This window comes from Xanthomonas nasturtii (assembly GCF_023337365.3).
Taxonomy (GTDB): Bacteria; Pseudomonadota; Gammaproteobacteria; order Xanthomonadales; family Xanthomonadaceae; genus Xanthomonas; species Xanthomonas nasturtii.
Map to the genome: position 1 here is coordinate 1,436,603 of NZ_CP142084.2, position 18,964 is coordinate 1,455,566.

Below are 18,964 nucleotides of genomic sequence, written 5' to 3' on the forward strand. Positions count from 1 at the left end.
ATCCCGCATCCCGCAAGGCTCGCGTCGCGCACGTTGAGACCGTCAGCCACTATCCTGATGCTTCAGCAACGACGGACAGGAACGATGGCGAAGGCGAAAACGGCCTATGTCTGCGGCGAGTGCGGCGCCGAGTACAACAAGTGGCAGGGGCAGTGCACCGACTGCGGTGTCTGGAACACGCTGAGCGAAATCGTGCTCGAAAGCGCCACGCCGGGCGGCAAGGCCTCGCCTGCGGCATCGCGGCGCAGCGGCTGGGCCGGCAAGGCCGAGGCGCCCAAGATCACCGCGCTCAAGGACGTGCAGCAGTCCGAGCAGGCGCGCGTGTCCACCGGCATCGGCGAGTTCGACCGGGTGCTGGGCGGCGGGCTGGTGGAAGGGGCGGTGGTGTTGATCGGCGGCGACCCGGGTATCGGCAAGTCGACGTTGCTGCTGCAGGCGCTGGCGAGCATGGCCGGCAGTCTGCCGGTGTTGTACGTGACCGGCGAAGAGTCGCTGGCGCAGGTCGCCGGGCGCGCGGTGCGGCTGGATCTGCCGCTGGAAGGCCTGAACGCCCTGGCCGAAACCGGTATCGAAAACATCCTGCAGCACGCCAGCGTGGCGCGGCCCAAGCTGATCGTGGCCGATTCGGTGCAGACCTTGTGGACCGAATCGCTGACCGCAGCACCAGGCTCGGTGAGCCAGGTGCGCGAGAGCGCGGCGCGGCTGGTGCGTTACGCCAAGGAAACCGGCACCGCCGTGTTTCTGGTCGGCCATGTGACCAAGGAAGGCGGCATTGCCGGCCCGCGCGTGCTCGAGCACATGGTCGATGCGGTGCTGTATTTCGAAGGCGAGAGCGGCAGCCGGTTCCGTTTGCTGCGCGCGTTCAAGAACCGCTTCGGTGCGGTCAACGAGCTGGGCGTGTTCGCGATGGGTGAGAAGGGCCTCAAGGAGGTCTCCAATCCGTCGGCCATCTTCCTGTCCGGCGGCAGCACCCAGCAGCCGGGCAGTTGCGTGATGGTCACCCGCGAAGGGACCCGCCCGCTGATGGTGGAGGTGCAGGCATTGGTGGATGCCTCGCCGTTGTCCAACCCGCGTCGGGTTGCGGTGGGGCTGGAGCAGAACCGGCTGGCGATGTTGCTGGCGGTGCTGCATCGGCACGGCGGCATCGTGGTGGGCGATCAGGACGTGTTCGTCAATGTGGTCGGCGGCATCCGCGTGCAGGAAACTGCGGCGGATTTGCCGGTGCTGCTGGCAGTGCTGTCGTCGCTACGCGACCGGCCGTTGGCCGAAAAGACCATCGCGTTCGGCGAAGTGGGACTGTCCGGTGAAATCCGCCCGGTGCCCAATGGCGAAGACCGCCTGAAGGAAGCCGCCACGCATGGCTTCAAGCGCGCGATCGTGCCCCGCGCCAACGCGCCCAAGACGACCAGCATCAAAGGCATGGAAATCATCGCGGTGGAGCGATTGAGCCAGGCACTGGAAGCGGCCGCCGACTGAGGTCTACGCGTGGCCTGCCGGTGGAGTGATCTGTGCATGCGGCGACGTTGTTGTGCGTCGCCGGATGCGCGGCCTCGGCCGTGGTGGCGGCTGGGTGCTGCCATCGCTTCTGCCGATTGCCGTCTGGTCACCGGTGAGCGATCAGCTTGGCGCCGATCAGCGATATCGACTCGACGCTCGGATGCGAGAGACGCGCAAGCCCGTCGCGCGCCTTGCGAGGCGCAGCAAGTCGGTGGGCTGCGCTCATCGCGCTGTGCCTGCACCCCCTGCAAACCGTTTGTCGGACGAGCGCCATTATTGCATTTGCTTTTCGAGAAAGCGTTTTCAGAAAGATTGCAGCTATGGCAACAGGCGCGGCCCGTTGCACTGTGCTCCGGATCACAGACACCGCTCACTGCCGCTTTCAGGAGAATCACGATGGAATGGATGTTATTGCCGCTCAAGCGCTATGCCGACTTCAATGGTCGCTCGCGTCGCAAGGAATATTGGATGTTCGCGCTGATGCAGACCTTGGTGCTGATCGTGCTGACTGGCCTGTTTGCCGTGGCTGCGGCGGTGATGGGCAGCGAGAATAATCCAGGCCCGGTGGCCTGGCTGATTGTCGCGGTGATGGTGATCTTTGTGCTGGCTTTGATCGTGCCGGGCATTGCGGTGACGGTGCGCCGTCTGCACGACCAGGGTAAGTCCGGCTGGTTTTATCTGATTTGCCTGGTGCCGTACGTGGGCGCTTTCGTGCTGCTGGTTTTCATGTGCATTGAAGGCGTGCCAAACCCGAACGAGTACGGCGAGAATCCCAAGCAGTAACTCACGCACTCGCTGGAACCGGGCAACGGCGCAGGGATCTCCCTGCGCCGTTGTCGTTTGTGGCGTGCCTTGATCAGATCAACGCGTCCAATGAGGCATCGATTTCGCGCGATGCCGGCCAGGCGCGCAGCGCGTTGGACAACGGACGCTGGAATCTGCAAGCGCTCGACTGCGGATGCACTGGCTGATTCACAGCGTCGATGCGGTTTAGATGCAGCGCAACGAGCATTGCGATCAATATCGCGTGCCGCGGCACGCAGCATCATCAAACCTTCTGCAGCAGTGCGCGATCAGCGCACTGCAGACCGCGCACTGCATCGCGCATTCGCTCAGCAGGCGGCGGCGCGATGGGCCGGGCTGAGACTGGGGCTGACCGCCTTGCTCATCGTCGTTGCATCCTTGTCGTGCAGCGCAAGTTCCAGCTTGTAGCCGTGCGAATACACGGTTCGGATGCGCACTGCACCGCTGTGGTTGCACAGCTGCAGTTTCTTGCGCAGCTTGTAGATGTGCTGCTCCATGGTGCGGTCGGTGAATTCGGTGTGGCTGCCCCAGACCGCCTTGGCTAACTGGCAACGCCGGAAACACACACCGGGGCTGGAAAACAACAGCCAGGCAATCGAGAACTCGCGTGCGGTCAGCACAACCGGCTTGCCATGCAGGTACACGGTATTTTCGTCGCGGATCAACTGGTATGGCCCAACGCTGAGTTGCTGCGTTTCCGGGCATTCCTGGGTCACCGGCGACATCGCCAGCGCCGCACGGACGTGTAATTCGTGCGAATTGAACGGCAGCGCGAGCACGTCCTGCGCGCCTGCGCGATACCAGCCCAGAATGTCGTTGGCGCTATCGAAACGTCCCACCACGATCAGCGGTGTGGGATGGCCGCTGTGGCAGCGCTGCCATGCCAGCAGCGAGCTGTCGTCGGAGGTAACGCAGCTGGCATCGAAGATCAGCAACTCGCAGGGCGAATGCCGCAGCGAACGCAAAAGTTCCAATTCGTCGGAAAACACCGAAAAATTGGACGAAAGCGGCGCCAAACTGGCGTTGACCTGGGAGGCCAGACGCGCATCCTGCGTCAACAGGAACGCCGATCCGTGCGCGTGAGAAGAATGGTCATGCATTAGCCGGATGTCCGATGCCGGCACGCAGACCCATAGCCGGTCGGATGCCGATGCCGCGCGACCGGTGGCACTGCAAAACCCAGATGGAGAGATGGATGCATCGTCGGACCATTCGGCTGCCAGGGGGAGGGTCCAGCCGAGGCCGGACGAATGGTATGTACCATTGCAAAGGCAGAAAGTTTCACTGTTGCGCACGTTTCTTCGGGTTTGTAGGGGGCAGCTTTAACCTGCGCTCATCTAGACGTAACGGAGCTCTTACATCTAGGGCATGTCTGAGTCCGGGCCGCGCGTTGCGTGTTGCAGCGGCACGACGGCGCAGCAATGAGCCGATGCGCTCGATCCCACGGTCTGGTTTGCAAAGGTCTAGACCAAGGTATTGCGATTCGTCGTACGAACTGGCCCGCCTGGAATATGTCGGGAGCGATTCAGCAGCGCGCTATGCCTGCTGCCATCGCTTTACAGAAACGTTGGCGCACGTGCGCATGCAGTGGACGGTCATCGGCATGACAACGGCCGACATCGATCAATGTGCGTGGAAGCAACCCGTTCGCAGACGTTGCCAGAATGCGCCGCAGCATCGGCGCAGACAAACCCCCTCAATACCCTGCCGAATGGCGTCAAATGTCCCGCGCACGACAACGCTACAGGTATGCAAAAAGTCACCGTATCTCGCGAAATGCACGACGTACACGTTTGACTACAGAGTGAGATTTTTTGATTTTTTCAGTGTCTTCAGGTGAGAAATTCCATTGGATCCGCTGCATACAATCATTTGCGCCAGCGAGCCCGGCGTTTTGTTGTCCTTTGCTCCGCCCCCCCATGAGAGAGACCGGCATGATCCTTTCCACCTACTTCGCAGCGATCTCTGCGTTGTCTTACGCAGAACGTCTTCCTATCTATACGAGCAGGATGCTGGTTGGTGCTTGGCCACAGGGACTGCAACATCTCCAGCAACGACGCGACGGACAGGGTGCAGCCGATGGCACCGACGATGAAGTCAGTCTGTTCGGTGCCAGCGGCGATGCGCTGCTGATCCTGGAATATCAAGAAGAGGCCGAAGACGCCTATCGGCAGGCGCTGAAGGCGATGCGCGGGCATCAGCGCCAGTTGCGGTTGTTGTCGTGCCGGAACACGGCCTGGCTGATGCTGAGCCAGCGGCGCCTGAGTGCGGCGTTGAACTGCTTTGCACAGCTGGCGATGGACCGCGAAACGCCACCTGCCCTGTGCGGCGAGAGCCTGCTGGGCAAGGCGCTGACCCACTTCCACCTGGGCCAGAGCACACTGGCCTTGCAGACCCTGGAGCGCGCCAACGAGGTGCTGGCCGAGCTGGAGGTGGGTGCGTCCGATTGGGTGCGCATCGCCACGGCGCTGCGTCTGGACATGATTGCGCAGCTGCGCATCCGCCGCTCCGACCGCATGGGTGACCATGTGTTCTGGCAGGCCACGCTGCGCCAGGAAGATGCCGCGCATGCCTTCGAGCCCGGCGACCTGCGCGCGTGCATCGCCGATCTGGCCGAAAGCATGCCGGTGCTGGCACAGCGCATGCGGCATGTGCGCAACCTGCTGCGGATCGCCGGCGGCGATACCTTCGGCTTCGATGCGCAGATCGATGCGTTGCCGGCCGCGGCCACCGGCTGTCCGCCGTGCGCCCGTCAGGACGCACAGGTGGAGCTGGCGCTGGCCGCCTTGGCGGTGGGGCGTGCCGATCTGGCCGAGCGTGCGCTGGCCGGTGCCGGCCGTCATCATGCGCCGCGCTGGAACCTGGAGTTCGAGTATTGCCAGGCCAAGATCAGCCAGGCGCTGGGGCGCACCGAACAAGCGTTACTGCTCTACAACCGCTATGCGCTGGGCGCGGTGCAATGCCTGCGCAGCGAGGTGCAGGCACCACGGTTACTGGAAAGCGGCACGCCGGCGCATGTGAGCGACGACATTTCCGCCCGGTTGCCGGCCAAATACCGGCGTGCCTACAGCTACATGATCACCAATGCGCACCGTTCGGATCTGTCGATCAATGAGGTGGCCGCACAGATCGGGGTCACCGGGCGGGCGCTGCAGCAGGCGTTCAAGTCCGCCACCGGGTTGTCGCCGACCCAGGTGCTGCGCCGTTACCGCATGCAGAGCATCCGCGACGAACTGTTGGCCGAGGGCGGCTGCGGCAGCGTATTGCAGGCGGCCAGCCGCTGGGGCGTGGGCAGCCGCTCTGCGCTGGCCAAGGGCTATCGCCAGCACTTCAACGAGGCGCCGATGGAGACCTTGCAGCGCTAATCTCTGCACGCCACGGCCTGGCAGCGCTATCAGGCCGTGGCGGTCGTTTCCAGTAGGTGATGCGGCGGTTGTCGCTGTACGCAACGGAGGGCAGGAGCCTAACCGAGACGTGCGTGCAAGGTGGCTTGCGGCTATCCTTTCGGGCTGGCACTGGCACCCATGAGGCGCGTCCGAGGATGGGCGCGGCCGCCAAGGAAACGACGACCGATCATGCAAGATCACACCCCCGAGGCCACCGACGCCTCGCAGATCCGCCGCGCAGGCGTCGATCTCAATGGACTGATGTCCGTCCTCAGCAAGCATCTGTACTCCACACCGATGGTCGCACTGCGCGAGCTGGTGCAGAACGCGCACGACTCCATCCTGCGTCGCCGCCTGGAACAACCGGATTGGCAAGGCGGATCGCGCATCGAAGTACACGCCGATCCTGCCCAGGGCATCGTGCGCATCATCGATACCGGTGCCGGCCTGACCCAGCAGGAAATTCATGATTACCTGGCCACCGTGGGCGTGGGCTATACGCGTGGGCTGCGCCAGGGCGGGCACGAGGACAGCGGCCTGATCGGCATGTTCGGGTTGGGCTTTCTGTCGGCCTTCGTGCTGGCGCGGCGGGTGACCGTGCGCACCACTTCGTACCAGACCCCCACGCTGGGACATTGCTATATCTCCAGCAATGCCGAGCAGTACACGGTGAGCCCGATCCCGGCGTGCGCGCAGGTGGGCACCGAGGTGGTGCTGGAACTGCATGCCGATTATCTGTCGTTGGCACAGGAAGGGCGGCTGCGCGAGATCCTGTCGCGCTACTGCGCGCTGTTGCGCGAGCCGATCTGGATCGGTGCCGACACGCGGCCGATCAACCCCGAGCCGCCACCGTGGCGCACGCACGATGCGGTGCCGCTGCATCCGGTGCAGGCATGGCGCCGTCAGCGCGAGTTTGCCGCGCGTTTCGAGCGCAACTTCGAACCGCTGTGCTGCATGCCGGTGCGTGCGGAGGAGGGCAGCGATGCCGTCGGCCTGTTATGGGTGCAGGACGGTGCGACCTACGGCACCAGCGACAACCGCAATCTGTCGGTGTTCCTGCGCGGCATGTTGCTGGACGACAACGCGCGCGAACTGCTGCCGCCGTGGGCAGGTTTTATCGGTGGGGTGATCGAGTCCAACCGGTTGACGCCTACCGCAAGCCGCGAGGATCTGCAGCGCGATACGGTCTACAGCTCGGTACAGCACGCCTTGTCCGAGGCCTTGGTGCAGGGCCTGGCCGATGTCGCACGCCAGCAGCCGGAGGCGTGGCGACGCATCCTGCTGCGGCACAACGAAGCGTTGCTGGGCGCGGCGCTGTGCGACGAGCGCCTGTTCGACTTGCTGCTGGAGCATGTGCGGGTGCCGACTTCGCAAGGCGATCTGCCGGCACAGCAATTGCCTGCGCGCGGTGCGATGCATGTGATCCTGGATAGCGACAGCGGTTTCGAAGAGATGCTGTTCCGCGCGATGGGCGTGCCGGTGGCTTACGGCAACCGCTACGCGGTGGTGCCGTTTCTGCGGCGCTGGGCGCAGGCAAAGGGTGTGCGCCTGGTCGAGCTGGGCACCGAACAGGGCAACCGCCAGTTGTTCCATCTGGACACGTTGCCGGCCGACGAACTGACCTGGCTGGAACAGCATCTGGGCGATGGCGAAGCGCTGGTGCCTGCGCGTTTCGCACCGCAGGAGTTGCCGCTGGTGGTGGTGCCTGATCGCGAGGCCGAACTCAAACGCCGCCTGGAGCAGGACGAGAACGACAAGCGGGTGTCCACTGCCGCGTTGCGGCTGGCGCGGCAGTTCACTGCGCGTATCGAAACGCGGCAGACCCAGCGGTTGTATCTGAATCTCGATAATCCCGCGCTGCAGGCCTTGTTGGCCGCACAACGTGCGCGCAACCCGCAGGCAGCCGTGGCAGCGCGTTTGCTGCGCTCGCTCAAGGTGATCGTCTCGGCGCAGGGGCGCACGCAGCCGCAGCCCGGCAATGGCGAATCGGGCGTTTCCGATCTCAACAAGGCCTTCGGCGATCTTGCAGAGGCCGTGACCCAATTGCTGGCGCGCTGAACGCCGCCACATCGCAGGAGCGACACGATGGAAATCTGGAGCTGGGTGGAAAAACTGCAGGACGATCTGGGCGAAGCCGGCCAGCCTCAGAATGCGCAGCTGCTGACGCGGCTGACCGACCATATCTGCGATCTGCAGATCGACCGCGCCGAGGCCTTGCTGCCGGAGGCGCGTGCGCTGGGCAAGACGCTGGCAAACCCGTGGCTGGAGGTGTTCGTCGGGCATTGGGAAATGCGTAACCGGGTCGGCAATCTGTGCGAGGGCGAACGCGCGCTGGGCGATGCGGTGGCACTGTTCGAACGTGCGCATCGCGCCGACGCAGTGGAGTGCCCGCAATCGGTGTGCGTGACGCAGGATCTGGCTGCGTGCTACGCCAATATCGATGGCCCGGGCTGGGTGGAAGAGCGCATCGAGGTCTGCGAAGAAACGCTGGGCCGCATCGACCCGAGCTGGTCGTGTTACCAGTGCCTGAGCTGCGAGAAGGCCGATGCCTTGCTCGACGACGGGCGCGGCGAGGCGGCACTGGATTATCTGGAGCAGCAATCGCAGATCATCCTGGCGCACGGCGGCGACATCTACGACGGCGTGCCGGACATGCGCATCTCGATCCTGCTTGCGCTAGGCCGTGCGCAGGAAGCGCTGGCACTGGTGGAACAACGCGAACGCGAAGCCTCCCGCGAGGGCGCCGAGTGGGCCAACTGCAGTCAGCCGCGGCGCTTGCAAAAAGCGCGCGCGCTGGCGCTGTTGCAGCGCGACGACGAAGCGGTGGACGCGCTGCTGCCGTGGCGCGAGGTTGCGCCGCGTTACCGCCTGCACTGGTTGCGCGCAGTGGCGGTGCTGGTGCCGCGCACGCCCCAGCGTAACAGTTGGGATCTGGGTAGCCGCCTGCAGGTGATGCTCGATCATTACGCGCAGGTCGGCGCGCATCGCATCCTGATCGAAGCGGCCGAGCTGGCGATCGAGCTTGCACTGCAGCGCGGTGCGGTATGGACCGCGCGCCGGCATCTGGCGCTTGCGCGCACGCACCTGCCCAAGCTGCGCCAGGACCGTGGCGCTACGCAGTTGCTGGATGGTTTGGCCGCACGTATCGATGCGGCGCCTACGGGCGCGGCCGCGCCGGTTGCGGCCGCGCACTTGCTGGAATGGTTGAACGCGCAAGGCGACGATGTCGTGCGCAACCCCGAGCGCGAAGCGCAATGGTTGCTGCAGGCGGTGGCCGAGTGCCCGGACGATGCCGAGCTTGTCGAAACCACGGCGTCGGCGTTGAACGCCTGTGCGGCCGACGAGGAAGCGATCACGCTGCTGTGGTCGTTCGTGCAGCGGCACGCCGACCGCGAAACCAGCCCCACGTTCCGGCTGATGAATCTGTTGCTTGGCCGTGGCGATGAAGCCGGCGTGCGGCGGCTGGCGCAGCTGTATCGCCCGCAGGTGCCGGTGGCCGCGTTGTGGTGCGAGGCGCAGCTTGCCCAGCGGCTGGCCGACTGGCCGGCGCTGGAACAGGCCTGCACCGCGCTGCTGGAGCTGTCGCCGGGCTCGCACGGCGCACGCGGCCTGCTGGCGCGCATGTATCTCAACACGGGCCGGTTTGCCGAGGCTGCCGCGGCCTACCGGCAACTCACCGCGTTGCTGGAAGAACCGCGTTCTGCGCATTGGGACCACATGACCGCGGCCACTGCGGCGCAGGACTGGGAGGCGGTGCGTGCGTCCGCGCAGGCGATCGGCATGGAACTGAGCAGCACCAGCGGTGTGGTCGAAGAAACCTGGGGCTGGGTGATCGTGCGCTGCATCGACGACGGCGAGGTGGTCGACTGTTACGCGCGCCGCACCGGCCCGGTGACTGCGCGCATCGTCGAAAACGCACCTGCGCACCGGCGCCAGCACGTCGGCGACTGGGTGGTGTTCGACGCAGAACTGCTGTATCCGCCGCCGGAAGACGAGACCGAACGCGAGCGTTTCGTGCCGACCTATGCGCAGGTGCATGTGCTGCAGGCGGGCGGCTATACGGACAGCTGGCTGGTGGACGGCGTGCATCCTGGCGAAGCGGCGATCGATGCGTTGCGCGAAGACATCGAAGCGCGCGGTTGGAAGTTGTGGCTGCACAGCCGCGACGACTATCGGTTGATCGACCCGGAAGACCCGGACGGTTTCGATCCGGAACAGGAAGGTTCGGGGTTGCCGGGCGTGCTGTTCACCGTGGCATTGCCGGAAGCGGTCGCGCCGCTGGAGCTGCATCGCGCCTTGCTTGCCGCAACAGCGCAGTGGCCGCATCCGATGTGCTGGCTGCGCCTGGCCGAGGCCTGCGACCAGGATCCGCAGCCGCATCTGGCCGCGGTGGAGCGTTACGGATTGTAGGTGGCGATCGAAGCTGCCTGGCGGCGGTTGTTGATGCGGCCGCCGCCGGGATTGGAGATCGGGAATTCGGGATTGGCAGGCGTGGTTAAAGTGTGGTGCGCGGGTCGTTCCATGCGTAGCGGCACAGGCCCCCACGGAATCTGTGCGGTCGCCGTGCTCAAACCCATACTGGCGTTGAGATGATCCGCGCCGCTCTGCTTGCAGTTGCGCGTCAGCGCGATGGCTTCCTGCAGGGTCTCTTCATCGCGACCATCGAACTCGATGACGCCAAAACGTGCGGTGAGCGGCAGATGCTCCGGCCAGACCGTGTAGCGTTTCCAACAGGAAGCGTGCGCGGCCCTTTGCGTCGCCGCCGTATTGGTCCTGGCGCTGGTTGACGTGCACCGAGAAGACGCTCTGCGCGAGAGACCCGTGCGCGCAAGGCAGTTCCAGCCATCTGAAACCGGCATCGCGGGCGCGCTGCACGGCGGCGACCACATACCGCGTACGCGTGCGATGTCGTCCAGCGGCATTGCTTCAGCCCGCCGCATGTCCGCAGGCGTGGACAGGCGCACGTTCGACGTGTGCGCTGCAATGTCAAACTGCAGCGGGTGTGGTCCGATGACTGCTACAGGTTGGCTTGCTGGTTGCCGAATCTGAATTGCTTTACTCTGCTGCGCATCGGCGTGGGGGCGCCGCGTCAGTCAGGGCGCAGTCCAGCCCGCATGCCCAGCCTCTTTTCTTTTTCCGGTGGGTGATCTCATGGTGGCATTGCAGCAGCGCTCGATCGATGCGATTCGTGGCCAGGAAAGTGCGTTGTTGGGTGCATGGCTGGGTTCCAGCCTGAGCAATGATGGACGGATTTCGCGGCAGGAACTCGAAACGCAAAGTTCCGAATTCCTGCGCTTGCTGGTCGCTTCGTTGAAGGACGACGGCAGCAGTCTGGACAGCGCCGAGTGGAGCGAAGTGCGCCGCTTCCTGGAAAACCTTTCGCGCGACCGCGCCACCCGCGGCTTCGATTCGCAGGAAACCGCCAACTTCATCTTCTCGCTCAAGCGTGTGCTGTTTGCGATGGTACAGCGCGAATACGCCAGCACGCCGGAAGACCTGGGCGAGCAGTTGTGGGCGCTGTCCGAGCTGCTCGACCGCCTGGGCCTGTACACCGTCAAGGCGTTCCAGAAGACGCGCGAAGACATCATCGTGCGCCAGCAGGAAGAGATGCTGGAGCTGTCCACGCCGGTGGTGAAATTGTGGGATGGCGTGCTGGCGCTGCCGATGATCGGCACGCTGGACTCGCAGCGCACGCAGGTGGTGATGGAATCGCTGTTGCAGCGGATCGTCGACACCGGTTCGGAAATCGCCATCATCGACATCACCGGCGTGCCCACCGTGGACACGCTGGTGGCGCAACACCTGCTCAAGACCGTCACCGCCATCCGGCTGATGGGCGCCGATGCCATCATCAGCGGCGTGCGCCCGCAGATTGCGCAGACCATCGTGCACCTGGGGCTGGATCTGCAGGGCATCGTGACCAAGGCCAACCTGGCCGATGCGTTGGCGCTGGCGCTCAAGCGCACCGGCGTGAGCGTGAGCAAGGCGAGCTGACATGGAGCGCATCCCGATCCTGCGGATGGGCGATCTGCTGCTGGTCACCATCCAGGTGGACATGCACGACCAGCTCGCGCTGCAGCTGCAGGAAGACCTGTCGGAAAAGATCAGCGCCACCTCCGCGCGTGGCGTGCTGATCGACATTTCCGCACTGGATATCGTCGATTCGTTCATCGGCCGCATGATCAGCACCATCTCCGGGCTGGCCGCGATCATGGACGCCAAGACCGTGGTGGTGGGCATGCAGCCGGCCGTGGCGATCACCCTGGTCGAGCTGGGACTGACCTTGTCCTCGGTACGCACCGCACTCAACGTCGAACGCGGCATGCGCCTGTTGCAGCAACCCGAAAACGAGTCATGACGGCCGGTTCGCAACCGGTACGCACCGAACAGGATGTGGTGCTGGCCCGGCAGACGGTGCGCAAGCTGGTGGTGCAGTGCGGCCTGCGCCTGGTCGACCAGACCAAGCTGGTCACTGCCGCCAGCGAACTGGCGCGCAACACCGTGATTTACGGCGGCGGCGGCGAAATGGACTGGGCGCTGGTGGAAAGCGGCATCCGCAAGGGCGTGCAGCTGACCTTTCGCGACGAAGGCCCCGGCATTCCCGATCTGGATCTGGCGCTGACCGACGGCTGGACCTCCGGCGGCGGATTGGGGTTGGGCCTGTCCGGCAGCCGGCGGCTGGTGGATGACTTCGTGCTCGACACCACGCCCGGCCAAGGAACGCGTATCACCATCACCAAATGGAAGTGACTGTCACCGGTGCGGTGACCCGTGAGTTGCGTGTCGAGGAGGCGAGCCAGGTTGGGCAGGCGCGCCGCGAAGCAACTGCGTTGGCGCAGACGCTGGCCTTCGACGAGGCGGGCTGTGGCCGGGTGGCCCTGGTGGCCACCGAACTGGCGACCAACATGGTCAAGCACGGGCGTGGCGGCTGGCTGCAGCTGTCCACGGTGGCTGCGCGCGACGGCGGCACGGGTGTGGAGCTGTGCGCTATCGATGACGGCCCGGGCTTTGCGCTTGCAGACGGTGTGCGCGATGGTTATTCCACCGCCGGCACGCCGGGCACCGGGCTGGGCGCGATCAAGCGCCAGGCGCAGCTGCTGGATGCGTATTCCGATGCCAAGGGCGCGATCGTGCTGGCACGTGTGTTCGCCCAGTCTTGCGTCGAGCTGGATCTGCCCTACGGCGCGCTGCGTGTGCCGCTGCACAACGAGGTGGTGTGCGGCGATGGCTGGCACCTGGCGATCGATGCGCAACGGGTGACTGTCAGCATGATCGACGGCCTGGGCCACGGGCCGGGCGCGGCCGACGCGGCCGACGCCGGCACGCGGGCAGTCGCGGTTGCCAGCGGCGAACCCGGCGAACGCATCGCGCGCCTGCACGCCGGTATGAGTGGTACGCGCGGCGGCGCGGCGGCGGTGATGCAGTTCGACAGCACCACCTGCCAGGTACGCTTTGCCGGCGTGGGCAATATCGTCGCCTCGCTCTGCGATGGCGATGGCGTGCGCGGCATGCCATCGCACCCGGGCATCGTCGGGGTGCAGTTTCGCAAGGCGCAGCCGTTCGACTTCCCGCATGCGGCCGGCAAGCTGCTGGTGATGCATAGCGATGGCCTGCAATCGCGCTGGAACCTGCGCGATCATCCCGGTCTGCTGTCGCGCCACCCGCGCATCGTGGCGGCGCTGCTGTTGCGCGATCACGCGCGCGGCCGCGACGATTGTTGTGTGTTCGTCATGCGGCTAGGAGGCATGCAATGAATTCAACCGCCGATGTGCCGGCCGTCGATGCGATGGCCGAGCTGGAAAGTTTGCGCCAGCAGAATCAGGCCTTGCGCGAGGAGTTGGAAGAAACCAATCAGGGCGTGCTGGCGCTGTATGCCGAGCTCGACCAGCAGGCCGAACAGCTGCGCGATGTTTCCGAACTCAAGAGCCGTTTCCTGTCGTACATGAGCCATGAGTTCCGCACCCCGCTGGGTTCGATCCTGAGCATCACCCGGCTGCTGGAGGACGGCATGGACGGGCCGCTCAACGATGAGCAGCTCAAGCAGGTGCGCTTTGTCAGCGCCTCGGCGCGCGAGCTCACCGAGATGGTGGACGACCTGCTGGATCTGGCCAAGATCGAGGCCGGGCGCATCACCATTTCGCCGGGCTGGTTCGACCTGATGGACCTGTTCGCCGCCTTGCGCGGCATGTTCCGCCCGCTCACCGATACCGGCAAGACCATGTTGATCTTCGACGATCCGCCGGTGCTGCCGATGCTCTATACCGACGACAAGAAGCTGGCGCAGATCCTGCGCAACTTCATTTCCAATGCGCTCAAATTCACCCCGCACGGGCATGTGCGCGTGTTCGCGCAGCTGGAAGGCGACACCCACGTGCGCTTTGGCGTGCAGGACACCGGCATCGGCATTCCGGCCGAGCTTCACGGAGCCTTGTTCGAGGATTTTGTACAGGTGGATTCGCCGCTGCAAAAACGCCTGACCGGCACCGGCCTGGGGTTGTCGATCTGCAAGCGGTTCGCCGAGCTGTTGGGCGGCCGGGTGGGGGTCAACAGCGTGGTCGGGCAGGGCTCGGAATTTTACGTGGTGCTGCCGGTAACGCTGGCAGCGGAGGATGCACGTGGGCAGTAAGCAGCACATTCTGGTCGTCGACGACAACGCGGTGACGCGTTATTCGGTGCGGCGCGTGCTCGAACATCACCAGTTCGTGGTCGAAGAGGCCGGCACCGGCACCGAGGGTCTTGCCAGGCTGGCCACCGAGACGTTTGCGGCGGTGGTGCTGGACGTCAACCTGCCGGACATGAGCGGCTTCGACATCGTGCGCACACTGCGTGCCGAGCCGCGCACCGCGCTGCTGCCGGTGGTGCATGTCTCGGCCGCCTCGATTGCCACCGGCGACATGATCACCGGGCTGGAAGCCGGCGCCGATGCGTACCTGATCCATCCGGTCGATCCCAATGTGCTGGTCGCCACGCTGCGCACGCTGTTGCGTGCGCGCAATGCCGAAGAGGCATTGCGGGTCAGCGAGGCGCGCTTCCGCGAGATCTTCGAACACATCAGCGCGCCGATCGCGGTGGTGGATGCCAATCTGCACACGCACGAGGCCAATGCCGCGTTTCAGCGCCTGATCGGCAGTGCCACGCCCGGCGCTGCAATCCACGCCGCCGGGCTGGATCAGGCAGCTACCGTGCACGCACTGACCACTGCGCTGGCGCAGCGCGAGCGTTGGAGCGGTGCGTTGTCGCTGCTGCGCGATGGCAAGCTGTGCGAAACCGAATGGCGGGTGTCGCCGTACCGCGAGCCGGATCTGGGCTTGCTGATGGTGGAGGACGTCACCGAGCGGCGCCTGCGCGAGCGCGAGCAGCGCCAGGAGCTGGACACCGCCACCAGCGAGCTCGCGCACCAGATCGCGCAGCGCCAGCACACCGAAATCCAGCTGCTGCAGGCGCAAAAGATGGACGCGCTGGGCAAGCTCACCGGCGGTATCGCGCACGATTTCAACAACCTGCTGACCAGCATCATTTCCGGCTTGGACATGATCCAACTGGCGGTGGAATCCAATCGCATCGAACGCGTGCCGCGCCTGGCCGAGATCGCCACCGGCTCGGCGCACCGCGCTGCCGCGCTGACCCAGCGCATGCTGGCGTTCGCACGCAAGCAGTCGCTGGACGCGCAACCGTTCGACGTCAACACCCGCGTGCGTTCGCTGGAAGACATGCTGCACCGGTCGATCGGCGAAAACATCGCGCTGGAACTGGATCTTGCATCGATGCCGTTGGTGGCCATTGCCGATGCCAACCAACTCGAAAACGTGGTGCTCAACCTGGTGATCAATGCGCGCGATGCATTGAAGGGGCAGGGCACCATCCGTATCCAGAGCGCGGCCTACACCGCGCACAACGACCCGGAACTGGATGACGGCGACTACGTCGCGGTGAAGGTGATCGACAACGGCAGTGGCATCGCGCCGGCCATTCTCGACCAGGTGTTCGAACCGTTTTTTACGACCAAGCCCATTGGCGAAGGCACCGGCCTGGGCTTGTCGATGACCTACGGGTTTGCACGTCAATCCGGCGGCACTGCGCGCATCACCAGTACCGTGGGCCTTGGCACCACGGTGGCGTTGCTGTTGCCGCGTGGGCTCTCGGCCAACGAGGTGCTGCCGGCACCGGCGCCGAGCGCACCGCGCGCGCGTAACGAGCGCATCCTGCTGGTGGACGACACCGATGTGGTGCGCATGATGGTGAGCGAGGTGCTCGGCGATGCCGGCTACCACGTGATCGAAGCCGAAGATGCCAACGGCGCGCTGGAGCAATTGCGCACCGAGGTGCAGATCGATCTGGTGGTGTCCGATGTCGGCCTGCCGGGCATGAACGGGCGCGACATGGCCGATGTGGCGCGCACGCTGCGCCCGGGGCTGCCGATTCTGTTCATTACCGGCTACGCCGAAAACGCGGCCACGCGGCAGGAATTCCTGGCCGAAGGCATGGCCTTGCTGCCCAAGCCCTTCAGCCTCAACGATCTGCTCAATACGGTAGGGCAGATGCTCGATAGCAGCGTGCTGGCGCGGACATAGGGTTCAGGATTGCGCGCACCGCAGTGAATCGCAACGCGTGCCTCCGCTGCCTTGCTCGACTGCAGCGCAGCGCAGCCATGCAGCTACTGGCGCTCAGCGCGCATACGCATACGGCCCGAATGTGGCGCCCAGAAAACCGCCGGCCGACTCGGTGCTGAGCACACGAGCATCGCCCTGGTCGAGCAGCGTTTGCCACTGCCCGTCGCCGATGGCGTAATCCACATGCACGCGCGCAGCGTCCAGCGCGAAACGCAGTTTCACCGGTTGCGTGGCATCGGGCAGCGGCGCGCGCGCCAGCTCGGTGCCGGTGCTCGGCTGCTGGGTTCCCGCACGGCGATACAGCACCATCACGGTGCCGCTGTCCTCGCGCACCAGCATGGCCGCCAGGAAGTGGCTCTCCTTGGCCACGATCGCCAGGCCCGCCTGTTCGCCGGTGGCCAGCGCGCTGCCGTCCACGCTGGCCATCAAGGTGGCGTGGTGATGTTGCAGGCGGTGGCCCAGATAGGCCGGCTGGCCACGGCCGATCTCGCCCAGCGCAAGCTTCGCCGGCGTCATGCGCAAGCCCTGCGCACCGGGCAGATACCACGGCGTCGTCGGCGGGTGGATGGTCATCCATTGCATCGGCACGCGCGCATCCCCGAAGCGCTCGCTCCACTGCATCGGCCCACTTGTCGGCATGGTCTGCGTGCCTGCCGGCAAGGGCGGGCGCGCGGCTACTGCCGGCACTGCGATGCCATGCGGCAGCACCACCGGCCAACCATCGCGCCACTGCACCGGCAGCAGAAAGGTTTCGCGGCCCAGGGCGTAGTGGTTGCCCTGGTACGGGCGCGTGGCCAGGAACACCGCCCACCATGTGCCGTCCTTGAGTTCGACGAACTGCGCGTGCCCGGCCGAGGTGATCGGCGCACTGCGAGACGGATCCACGTCGCGCTGGGTCAGCACCGGATTGCCGCTCCAGGTTTCGTAGGGCCCGGTGATCTGGCGGCTGCGGTAGATCATCTGCGCGTGCTGCTCGCCGGTGCCGCCTTCGGCTGCGGTGAGGTGGTAATAGCCATCGCGGCGGAACAGATGCGGGCCTTCGATGTGTTCGGCCCGACTACCCGGGTGGGGGCCAACACCTTCGCGCAGATCGACGGCAACCCGCTGCCCAACGCGCCCAAGTACAACCTCAACCTGGCTGCGCGCTACGACATTTCGGTGGGCAACGATGGCGCGTTCTTCGTCTCCACCGACTGGAACAAGCAGGGCCAGACCAGCTTCGTGCTGTACGACTCCACCGAGTTCCGCGCCGACGGCAACTTCGAAGGCGGCCTCAAGCTGGGCTATACCGGTGGCTACGGTGCGTGGGAAGTGGCGGCATTCGCACGCAACATCATCAACGAAAAGAACGTCAAGGGCGTGATCGAAAACTACATGGCCGCGGTCTACAACGAGCCGCGCATTGTGGGTGTGTCGGTCAACGTCAACTGGCAGTAATGGGGTGATGCGTTGAGTGCAGTCACTGCGGGGGATATACCGCAGTGAAGCTTGCCGTGTGTTTGTAGGCCAGCTGCGTGCATGCGCAGCTGGCCTTTCTGTTGCATCACCGGTTGCTCAAGACCGACCGTACCCAGCTGACGATCTGTGCACTGCTCACCGCCCCGGAATGCCGGCCGATCTCATGCCCGTCCTGGATGACCAGCAACGTGGGAATGCTGCGGATGCCAAAGCGCGTGCCCAGCGCCGGATGCAGGTCGGTATCGACTTTGGCCAAGCGCACCTGCGGTTCCAGTGCCGCGGCGGCGGCGGCAAATTGCGGCGCCATGCTCAGGCAAGGCCCGCACCAGGGTGCCCAGAAATCCACCACCAGCGGCAACGCGCTGCGCACTGCGTGCTTGTCGAAATCGGCGGCCGACAACGCCACCGGCGTGCCCGGAAACAGTGGCCTGTGGCAGCTGCCGCAGTTGGGCGCATCGTGCAGGCGGGTGGACGCGATGCGGTTCATCGCAGCGCAACTGGGGCAGGCGATCAGGAGCGGTGCGTCGGTCATGCGGTGATCTCCGGTGGTCGGGCAATGCAGCTGCGCCGCCATCGCGGCGAGCGCAGCTGCGCACTGCCAGTGTACCGATCACGCTGCAAGTGCTTGTGCCGAAGACCGCAAGCGAGCCCGCGCTGCGGATAGCGGCATGCAGGCCATTCCGCAGCATCGCTCAGGCCATGTGGCCCAAGGCGACCACCGGCACGAAGCCGCTATAGATCATGCGCTTGCCATCGAACGGCATCGGGTTGACGTCCGTGTCCATGCGCGGGTCGTCCATCATCTTGCGCATGCCGGCATCGCGGGTGGCCTTGTCCGGCCATTCGACCCACGAAAACACCACGGTTTCGTCGTCGGTGGCATCCACCGCACGCTGGAAGTCGGTCCATTGCCCCTGCTGCACATCGTCGCCCCAACACTCCACCACGCGCAGTGCACCGTATTCCATGATGATTGCATCGCCCGTGTGGGCGTGCTCGATGAATGCGTCCTTGTTTGCCCTGGGGACTGCCAGCACAAAACCATCGACATACGACATGACAACTCCGCTGATGACATGGCGCACGGCGTGCGCCTGATGATGACGAACAGATCTGCTGATGAAACAGTGGGCAGCCGCTGTAGTCGCCGCTACGCTGCCGGCGAGCATACGGTGCATTGCGCTGCCAAGCACTGCTCGCGCTCGCATA

The 18,964-nt window shown here is 65.1% G+C and carries 16 protein-coding genes and 2 pseudogenes; 12 read left to right on the forward strand and 6 right to left on the reverse strand.

Annotated features, from left to right (window positions below):
- Positions 1 to 84: 84 nt before the first annotated feature.
- Positions 85 to 1,476 carry a DNA repair protein RadA gene (radA, locus tag M3O59_RS06265; protein WP_116904702.1) on the forward strand — a complete coding sequence of 464 codons (1,392 nt, stop codon included), beginning with the start codon at positions 85 to 87 and terminating at the stop codon, positions 1,474 to 1,476.
- A 417-nt stretch (positions 1,477 to 1,893) separates the two neighbouring features.
- Positions 1,894 to 2,280 carry a DUF805 domain-containing protein gene (locus M3O59_RS06270; protein ID WP_116904703.1) on the forward strand — a complete coding sequence of 129 codons (387 nt, stop codon included), beginning with the start codon at positions 1,894 to 1,896 and terminating at the stop codon, positions 2,278 to 2,280.
- Between the two features lie 329 nt (positions 2,281 to 2,609).
- On the opposite strand, the gene M3O59_RS06275 is transcribed toward M3O59_RS06270, so the two are convergent.
- Complete coding sequence (locus tag M3O59_RS06275) at positions 2,610 to 3,401, reverse strand: winged helix-turn-helix domain-containing protein (protein WP_064632251.1); 792 nt, start codon at positions 3,399 to 3,401, stop codon at positions 2,610 to 2,612.
- 909 nt (positions 3,402 to 4,310) lie between these two features.
- Between M3O59_RS06275 and M3O59_RS06280 the strand changes: the two genes are divergently transcribed.
- The 3 genes from M3O59_RS06280 to M3O59_RS06290 all read left to right on the forward strand — a co-directional run bounded on the left by M3O59_RS06280 (position 4,311) and on the right by M3O59_RS06290 (position 10,097).
- Positions 4,311 to 5,666, forward strand: a complete 1,356-nt coding sequence (locus M3O59_RS06280) for a helix-turn-helix transcriptional regulator (RefSeq protein WP_181920393.1) — start codon at positions 4,311 to 4,313, stop codon at positions 5,664 to 5,666.
- 210 nt (positions 5,667 to 5,876) lie between these two features.
- The gene (locus tag M3O59_RS06285; RefSeq protein WP_116904705.1) at positions 5,877 to 7,745 is read left to right on the forward strand and encodes an ATP-binding protein; all 1,869 of its coding nucleotides are present in this window, start codon (positions 5,877 to 5,879) and stop codon (positions 7,743 to 7,745) included.
- 27 nt (positions 7,746 to 7,772) lie between these two features.
- Complete coding sequence (locus M3O59_RS06290) at positions 7,773 to 10,097, forward strand: tetratricopeptide repeat protein (protein ID WP_116904706.1); 2,325 nt, start codon at positions 7,773 to 7,775, stop codon at positions 10,095 to 10,097.
- Here M3O59_RS06290 and M3O59_RS06295 read toward each other — a convergent pair.
- Positions 10,085 to 10,210 (reverse strand): hypothetical protein, encoded by a 126-nt coding sequence (locus M3O59_RS06295; RefSeq protein ID WP_258872253.1) that lies wholly within the window; start codon positions 10,208 to 10,210, stop codon positions 10,085 to 10,087. The genes M3O59_RS06290 and M3O59_RS06295 overlap by 13 nt on opposite strands.
- A 127-nt stretch (positions 10,211 to 10,337) precedes the next feature.
- Entirely contained in the window at positions 10,338 to 10,574 is a 237-nt protein-coding gene (locus M3O59_RS06300) for an oxidoreductase (RefSeq protein ID WP_309544494.1), read from the reverse strand.
- Between the two features lie 264 nt (positions 10,575 to 10,838).
- Here M3O59_RS06300 and M3O59_RS06305 point away from each other — a divergent pair, with 264 nt between their 5' ends.
- Genes M3O59_RS06305 through M3O59_RS06330 form a run of 6 tightly spaced genes read left to right on the forward strand, consistent with a single transcriptional unit; the run spans position 10,839 to position 16,258 of the window.
- The gene (locus tag M3O59_RS06305) at positions 10,839 to 11,681 is read left to right on the forward strand and encodes an STAS domain-containing protein (RefSeq protein WP_064632243.1); all 843 of its coding nucleotides are present in this window, start codon (positions 10,839 to 10,841) and stop codon (positions 11,679 to 11,681) included.
- Position 11,682: 1 nt separating this feature from the next.
- On the forward strand, positions 11,683 to 12,045 hold the full coding sequence (locus M3O59_RS06310) for an STAS domain-containing protein (protein WP_116904707.1): 363 nt from the start codon (positions 11,683 to 11,685) through the stop codon (positions 12,043 to 12,045).
- Positions 12,042 to 12,437 (forward strand): anti-sigma regulatory factor, encoded by a 396-nt coding sequence (locus M3O59_RS06315; protein ID WP_064632239.1) that lies wholly within the window; start codon positions 12,042 to 12,044, stop codon positions 12,435 to 12,437. The genes M3O59_RS06310 and M3O59_RS06315 overlap by 4 nt, the downstream gene beginning before the upstream one ends.
- The gene (locus tag M3O59_RS06320) at positions 12,428 to 13,441 is read left to right on the forward strand and encodes an ATP-binding protein (RefSeq protein WP_116904708.1); all 1,014 of its coding nucleotides are present in this window, start codon (positions 12,428 to 12,430) and stop codon (positions 13,439 to 13,441) included. Before M3O59_RS06315 ends, M3O59_RS06320 begins: the two co-directional genes overlap by 10 nt.
- On the forward strand, positions 13,438 to 14,313 hold the full coding sequence (locus tag M3O59_RS06325; RefSeq protein WP_116904709.1) for a sensor histidine kinase: 876 nt from the start codon (positions 13,438 to 13,440) through the stop codon (positions 14,311 to 14,313). Before M3O59_RS06320 ends, M3O59_RS06325 begins: the two co-directional genes overlap by 4 nt.
- Positions 14,303 to 16,258, forward strand: coding sequence for a response regulator (locus M3O59_RS06330; RefSeq protein ID WP_181920394.1), 1,956 nt, complete (start codon positions 14,303 to 14,305; stop codon positions 16,256 to 16,258). The genes M3O59_RS06325 and M3O59_RS06330 overlap by 11 nt, the downstream gene beginning before the upstream one ends.
- 93 nt (positions 16,259 to 16,351) lie before the next feature.
- On the opposite strand, the pseudogene M3O59_RS06335 reads toward M3O59_RS06330, so the two are convergent.
- Positions 16,352 to 17,353, reverse strand: a pseudogene (locus M3O59_RS06335) (family 43 glycosylhydrolase); the annotation flags it as partial.
- Here M3O59_RS06335 and M3O59_RS06340 point away from each other — a divergent pair.
- Positions 17,351 to 17,734 (forward strand): annotated as a pseudogene (locus M3O59_RS06340) (TonB-dependent receptor); the annotation flags it as partial. The pseudogenes M3O59_RS06335 and M3O59_RS06340 sit on opposite strands and share 3 nt — an antisense overlap.
- Positions 17,735 to 17,840: 106 nt before the next feature.
- On the opposite strand, the gene trxC reads toward M3O59_RS06340, so the two are convergent.
- Together trxC and M3O59_RS06350 are read right to left on the reverse strand one after the other, a co-directional pair.
- Entirely contained in the window at positions 17,841 to 18,287 is a 447-nt protein-coding gene (gene trxC / locus M3O59_RS06345) for a thioredoxin TrxC (RefSeq protein WP_116904756.1), read from the reverse strand.
- Between the two features lie 160 nt (positions 18,288 to 18,447).
- Positions 18,448 to 18,813 (reverse strand): DUF1428 domain-containing protein, encoded by a 366-nt coding sequence (locus M3O59_RS06350; protein ID WP_116904711.1) that lies wholly within the window; start codon positions 18,811 to 18,813, stop codon positions 18,448 to 18,450.
- Between the last annotated feature and the right edge of the window lie 151 nt (positions 18,814 to 18,964).